This window comes from Actinomadura formosensis NBRC 14204 (genome assembly GCF_001552155.1).
Lineage (GTDB): Bacteria > Actinomycetota > Actinomycetes > Streptosporangiales > Streptosporangiaceae > Spirillospora > Spirillospora formosensis.
The window spans coordinates 1-5,191 of record NZ_BCQQ01000231.1; the positions used below are offsets into that span (position 1 = coordinate 1).

General features: G+C 68.0%; 9 protein-coding genes. 7 read left to right on the top strand and 2 right to left on the bottom strand.

Annotation, left to right across the window (positions count from 1 at the left end):
• The first annotated feature begins 222 nt into the window (after positions 1-222).
• On the top strand, positions 223-1,014 hold the full coding sequence (locus tag AF1_RS35005) for a hypothetical protein (RefSeq protein WP_131733030.1): 792 nt from the start codon (positions 223-225) through the stop codon (positions 1,012-1,014).
• 76 nt (positions 1,015-1,090) lie between these two features.
• On the opposite strand, the gene AF1_RS31805 is transcribed toward AF1_RS35005, so the two are convergent.
• Together AF1_RS31805 and AF1_RS31810 are read right to left on the bottom strand one after the other, a co-directional pair.
• The gene (locus tag AF1_RS31805) at positions 1,091-2,251 is read right to left on the bottom strand and encodes a type III PLP-dependent enzyme (protein ID WP_067807901.1); all 1,161 of its coding nucleotides are present in this window, start codon (positions 2,249-2,251) and stop codon (positions 1,091-1,093) included.
• Between the two features lie 22 nt (positions 2,252-2,273).
• Positions 2,274-3,041, bottom strand: coding sequence for a GntR family transcriptional regulator (locus AF1_RS31810; protein ID WP_067807904.1), 768 nt, complete (start codon positions 3,039-3,041; stop codon positions 2,274-2,276).
• A gap of 177 nt (positions 3,042-3,218) precedes the next feature.
• Here AF1_RS31810 and AF1_RS35010 point away from each other — a divergent pair, with 177 nt between their 5' ends.
• The 6 genes from AF1_RS35010 to AF1_RS31835 form a co-directional block, all read left to right on the top strand.
• Complete coding sequence (locus AF1_RS35010; RefSeq protein ID WP_157419387.1) at positions 3,219-3,365, top strand: hypothetical protein; 147 nt, start codon at positions 3,219-3,221, stop codon at positions 3,363-3,365.
• Positions 3,366-3,476: 111 nt separating this feature from the next.
• Complete coding sequence (locus AF1_RS31815) at positions 3,477-3,794, top strand: WhiB family transcriptional regulator (RefSeq protein ID WP_169804070.1); 318 nt, start codon at positions 3,477-3,479, stop codon at positions 3,792-3,794.
• Between the two features lies 1 nt (position 3,795).
• The gene (locus tag AF1_RS31820) at positions 3,796-4,263 is read left to right on the top strand and encodes a hypothetical protein (RefSeq protein ID WP_067807910.1); all 468 of its coding nucleotides are present in this window, start codon (positions 3,796-3,798) and stop codon (positions 4,261-4,263) included.
• Positions 4,263-4,526 carry a hypothetical protein gene (locus AF1_RS31825; protein ID WP_067807913.1) on the top strand — a complete coding sequence of 88 codons (264 nt, stop codon included), beginning with the start codon at positions 4,263-4,265 and terminating at the stop codon, positions 4,524-4,526. The genes AF1_RS31820 and AF1_RS31825 overlap by 1 nt, the downstream gene beginning before the upstream one ends.
• On the top strand, positions 4,523-4,930 hold the full coding sequence (locus AF1_RS31830; RefSeq protein ID WP_067807917.1) for an RRQRL motif-containing zinc-binding protein: 408 nt from the start codon (positions 4,523-4,525) through the stop codon (positions 4,928-4,930). Before AF1_RS31825 ends, AF1_RS31830 begins: the two co-directional genes overlap by 4 nt.
• Positions 4,927-5,191: hypothetical protein (locus tag AF1_RS31835; RefSeq protein WP_067807921.1), on the top strand; the 265-nt coding region annotated here is incomplete at its 3' end. The genes AF1_RS31830 and AF1_RS31835, both read left to right, overlap by 4 nt.

Genomic DNA, 5,191 nt, shown 5'->3' on the forward strand with positions numbered 1-5,191 from the left:
GCATTCCAGCCAAGATCGCGTCCAGTGCTCCCTTGCAGCGACCATGGTGAACAGCGTCCACCACCGTCTACGGACGTCCAGACGATCACTTGCTCGTTGTCACTCAGTTGGTCACTCAGACGCCGATCGCCACGCCCATCCGCCCGGACGCTCTCACGTCGGCGGGCCGGGGCTGGTGCTTATTGCCGTGAGCGAGGTGAACCGGGGAGGTACCATGTCGCCATGAACGAGAGACACTTCTCAGATCCGACTACATGGCTTCAGGGAAACGACCTTGATCCTTATCGTGTTGCCCCGGACGGACTTTGTTGGTGGTGCTCCGCGCCCGCCACTACTCGCGAACACAAGTTCAAACGAACCGACCTGACTCAGATGTGGGGTGATTCACCTTACCTCTACTGGAGTTCAGGCAACATGGAACGTCTGACAAAGATTAACGGACCGAAGTCCGACGTGGCAAAGTTTGGCGCAAGCCTGTGCCTCAACTGCAACGGCGCAAGAAGTCAGCCATTCGATGATGCATACGTAACATATTCACGTTACGTCTGGCGCAACATGGATGCGCTGTGGCGTAGCAGGTACATCGACATGGCTGACATATTTGGCGACTCATGGAGCGTGGAAGTTCCAAACTTGGCAAAGTACTTCGCCAAGCACATTGCATGCAGAATCGTCGATGACGGCTTCAGGGTGCCTCCGTCCGTTCTCGACTTCCTCAATGGAACTACAGACCGCATGCCGGATATGCATATGGTTCTCTTCAAGAATCGAGAACTTAGGCGATACCGCCGTGCAGGGAAGAAGCTAGGCATCGAGGCCGCGGGACTACATACTGAACCTGCAGCAGGCGACGTCAGCCGAAGCCGTAAATGCCTGACCATGTATTCGGGTGCCTCGCTGGTGGGGTTCATCGGCATGAAGTATCGATGGGAGGACGGAACTACGACTGCCGACCCCTTCTATGCCTACCAGATGGCCCGCCTTCATCGTCGCGACAAGCTACCTACGGTGTGACCTCATAAGACTTCTGGCCCTAAAGTAATGTGACTCCGACCAGCCGACTGGTCGGAGTCACATTACGGAACACATGCTAATTGTTCACATAGTGGAACGCTGGCTTGGGATGCATGAGGAAGTCGTGGTGGGAGATGTTCCAGGCGTAGGCGCCGGACATGGAGAAGGCGACTAGGTCGCCGACGGCGATGCGGTCTGTGGGGATCTCGCGGGCGAAGACGTCCTTTGGTGTGCAGAGTTGGCCTACGAGGGTCACGGGCTCGCCGGCGACCGCGGGGCCGTCGCCGTTGCGGGTGAGGACGTCGTACGGGTGGTTGTGTTGCTTGGTGACTGGCGTGCGGATGTGCATGGTGCCGCCGCGTAGGACGGCGTACCACTGGCCGTGTGCCTTCTTCACGTCCAGTACCTCGGTGATGTACCACCCGGCGTAGACGCTGATGGAGCGGCCCGGTTCGATGCGCAACGTCTCGCCCGGCTCGGCGAGCGCGGCGACGTCGGCGCCGTACTGCTTCCAGTCGAATCGGGTCTCAGGCGTGGAGTAGTCGACGGCCATGCCGCCGCCGAGGTTGAACTCACGCGGTCCGGTGTGGCCGATCCTGTCGAGCCAGGAGCGGCCCCACGAGAGGATCTCGGCGGACTGGGCGACCATGGCGGAGGCGTCCAGGCCGGACGCCAGGTGCGCATGGATGCCGCGTAGACGCACCTGCGGAGAGGTCTCCAGGATGCCGGTGCACGACTCGATCAGGTCCGGGTCCATGCCGAACGGGCCGCTCATGGCGAGCGCGACGCCGCTGCGGTCGCCAGCGAGGTTGACCCGTAGCAGGACATCGACCTCACGGCCGGACGTCCGAGCGATGTCGGCCAGGCGGGACAGCTCGTACGGACTTTCGACGTGGATGCGCTCGACGCCGAGGTCGAGGGCAAGCCGTAGCTCGTCGTCGGTCTTGCCGGGGCCGCCGAACGCCAACCGCGCGTCCGGCAGCGCCTCGCGCACATGCGCCAGCTCGCCGCCGGACGCGACCTCGATTCCATCGACGTACGGGGCGAGCCCTTGCAGGATCGGAGCGTCCGGGTTGGCCTTTGCGGCATAGAAGATCTCCGGCGCACCGGGCGCCGAGAGCGCGGCCTTGACCTCGGCCGCGTGCTCACGCAGTGCGGCGAGGTCGTAGACGAACGCGGGTAGCTCGCCCTTGCTGGCCAGGGCCTGGGCGTGGTCTTCGACTAGGCGCGTGATCATCGGGTGTGGTCTCTTCCGGTTGTCAGGCAAGCGGGAACTCGTACTGAGCCGTCACGTAGTGGGCGGGCGCGACCGAGACCGTGACCTCGACGGCGCGGCCCTCGGCCGTCATGCCGACATGCGTGATCTCGACGACCGTGCGCTCCGGGCTGATCTCCAGCGCGCGTGCCTCGGCATCGGTGGGCAGGCGACTCGGGATGATCTGCTCGCGCGCCCTGGTCTGGGCGTAGCCGAGTTCGGCAAGCGCGCTCTTGACGCCGCCGACGATCACCGGCCCGTCTTCCTCCAGGACGGTTCCCTCGGCGATGTCGAGCGGGAACCAACTGGCGTTGAGCCGGACGGGAATGCCGCTGGCCAGCAGTCGCCGACGCCGAACGAGGCAGTTCACTTCACCGGTCGGCAGGCCGAGCGCCTCGGCGACGGCTGCCGGCGGTTCGGCGCGTTCGGTGGTGATCTCGTGCTGCGGCTCCAGCCCACGGGCGCGAACCTCGGCGTCGAACGCGCCGCGGGCGCCGTTGTTCTCGCGCGTCGCCCGGTCGTAGCGCGCCGGCGAGTGGAGCATCGGCGGAAGCCAGGTGACCATGGTGCCCCGTCCCTGCCGAGGCCGGACGATGCCCTCGGCCGCGAGTACCTGCATTGCCCTGTTCACCAAACTACGGGACGCCCCGTAGCGGTCGGCAAGCTCGGGTTCGGCGGGCAGGACGGTCCCGGCACGGTACCGGCCCTCCATGATCTCCTGACGAATTTTCGCGGCGATGTCGCGGAACCCGTGACGTTCGGACTGTTGCACTGACCTGCCCCTTCCTGCTGTGCGAGTGCTGTGCAAGGGCTGTTAGGTCCACCTAACCAGAGCCGTCGCCAAACGCCAAACGATTGGCGCCCCTTGACATCCGGTCCAGAGTGGCCACAATCGAGAGTACGTCAAACGCCAAACGTTTGTCGTTTCACCCGACTTAGGGAGAGCGCAGTGTTCCCGCAGAAGTCCAGCAACATCCCGCAGTGGCTCGCCGGCATCGCGGTCGCGATCTTCGCGATCAACAACCCGGAGAAGGCCGCCGCGCTGGTCAACCAGGTGATCCACGCAATCACGACGTTCTCGGGCTCGCTGGGCTGACCAGCGATGACCGCCCACTACCCGCAGGCTCCACCCCTCGGCGCACAAGCCACCAAGCACGCCGCCGAGGGCCGCCCTACCCGACCGATCACGACCCGCATGGAGGACCGCATGTCCGTTGACCCGTCGACTCTGTCGCTGGGGGGCCTGGTGACTGAACTCGCCGAGCGCGGCGAGTGCCGACACGACCCCGACCTGCACATGGGACCGGACGCTTTCGAGGACGAGCCGCTCGCCGAGCGTCTGGCCCGGCAGGACGTGGCCCGCGAGGTGTGCGAGGACTGCCCGGTCTGGGCCCTGTGCCTGGACTACGCGCTGCGGATCCGCCCCGCCTTCGGTGTGTGGGCGGGCCACCTGCCCCGCGAGCTGGCCGCGCTCCAGCGTGAGGCCCGGACCCTGGCCGCCGCGGCCCTGGAAGAGGTGGCCTGAGATGTTCGGCGCTGACCCGATCGTGTTCCCCGCAGTGTTCGCCGCGCTGTACGCCGCGCATGAGGTGGGCGACCACTGGTTGCAGACGCACGGGCAGGCGTGCGGCAAGGGCGCGCCCGGCTGGCCCGGCCGGATCCTGTGCGCCCGGCACGTCGCCACCCTGACCGCCGTCAAGGGCGCCGCCGTCACGCTGGTGGCGCTGGTGCTGGCGCTGCCGGTCAACCCCTACGCCGCCGCCGCGGCGCTGGTGGTGGACGCGGTTTCGCACTACTGGGCCGACCGGCGCTCCACGCTGCTGGCGCTGGCCGACTGGCTCGGCCGCCACCTGATCCCCGGCAAGGGCGACTTCGCCCGGCTCGGCGACGGCGCGACCGCGCCGACCGGTACCGGCGCCTACGCCCTGGACCAGTCCTGGCACGTCGGCTGGCTGCTGGCCGCCGCGCTGCTGGCCTCGCTGGGGGTGGCCTGATGACCGCCCTCATCCTCGCCGTGGCCGTGCTCGCCGCACTGTGCTGGCTGTGCGCCTCTCCGCTCCGCCTGGCCGCCGCCGGTGGCGTGCTGGCGGTCGCGCACCCGGTGCCGACCGTGGCCCTCACCGCCCTGGCCGTCACTGCGCTGACGGTGGCCGCATCGGTGTCGGTCTACCGGACGCTGCGCGCCGAGGGCTGGCACTTGGTCACTGTTCAGCGGCCCGCCTACGCCATGAGTCGTGCGGGGGGTGTGGCGTCATGACCCGCCGCCGTAGTTCCGCGCGGTTCTTCGACCCGACCGGCGCTCGGTTCGGGATCCCCACGTGGCCGTGGCGCATGGCGCCCCCGCACCTGCGCACCCTCCGCCAGCTCGCCGCCGAGGGCCTGCGCCCCGGCGGACAGGACATCGCCGGACAGGTGCTGTGGAACTCCCGCCGCTCCCGGACGGGCGTGCGCGCCGCCTACCTGTACGACGTGCGCCTGGCACTGCCCAAGCGCGTCCCCACCGACCGACAGCGCGCCGCCCTCGGCAAGGCACTGGCCGCCCGCCGGCACTGCCCGACCTGCCGACGCGACGCCGGTTACGTCCTGCCCCGCCACCTCGGCGAGTGCCTTGAGTGCGCCGAGGGTGCCGACCTCGGCGAGGCGGAGGTGACCGCGGCATGACCTCGACCACGCCCGCCCCCGGTTACGGCGCGCCGCGCCGGACGCTGACCGCCGGTCCGGTCAAGCGCTGCCCGACCTGCCGCACGCCGCTGGACGGTGGCCCGGTCCGGTTCCGCTGCCACCCGTGCGGCGTGCCGGTCATGGCCGCCGATCTCGACACCGAGTACCACCCCGCCGACGACTCGACCGGCCACCCGGCCGGCAACCGTCCCGGCGTCGACCCCGACCCGGTCCGGACCGCCCCTGATGGGAGGTACACCG

Excerpts from the sequence above, each read along its gene's own strand:
- AF1_RS31830 (WP_067807917.1), top strand. The coding sequence starts at position 4,523 with ATGACCCGCCGCCGTAGTTCCGCGCGGTTCTTCGACCCGACCGGCGCT.
- AF1_RS35005 (WP_131733030.1), top strand. The coding sequence starts at position 223 with ATGAACGAGAGACACTTCTCAGATCCGACTACATGGCTTCAGGGAAAC.
- AF1_RS31825 (WP_067807913.1), top strand. The coding sequence starts at position 4,263 with ATGACCGCCCTCATCCTCGCCGTGGCCGTGCTCGCCGCACTGTGCTGG.
- AF1_RS31820 (WP_067807910.1), top strand. The coding sequence starts at position 3,796 with ATGTTCGGCGCTGACCCGATCGTGTTCCCCGCAGTGTTCGCCGCGCTG.
- AF1_RS31815 (WP_169804070.1), top strand. The coding sequence starts at position 3,477 with ATGTCCGTTGACCCGTCGACTCTGTCGCTGGGGGGCCTGGTGACTGAA.
- AF1_RS31805 (WP_067807901.1), bottom strand. The coding sequence starts at position 2,251 with ATGATCACGCGCCTAGTCGAAGACCACGCCCAGGCCCTGGCCAGCAAG.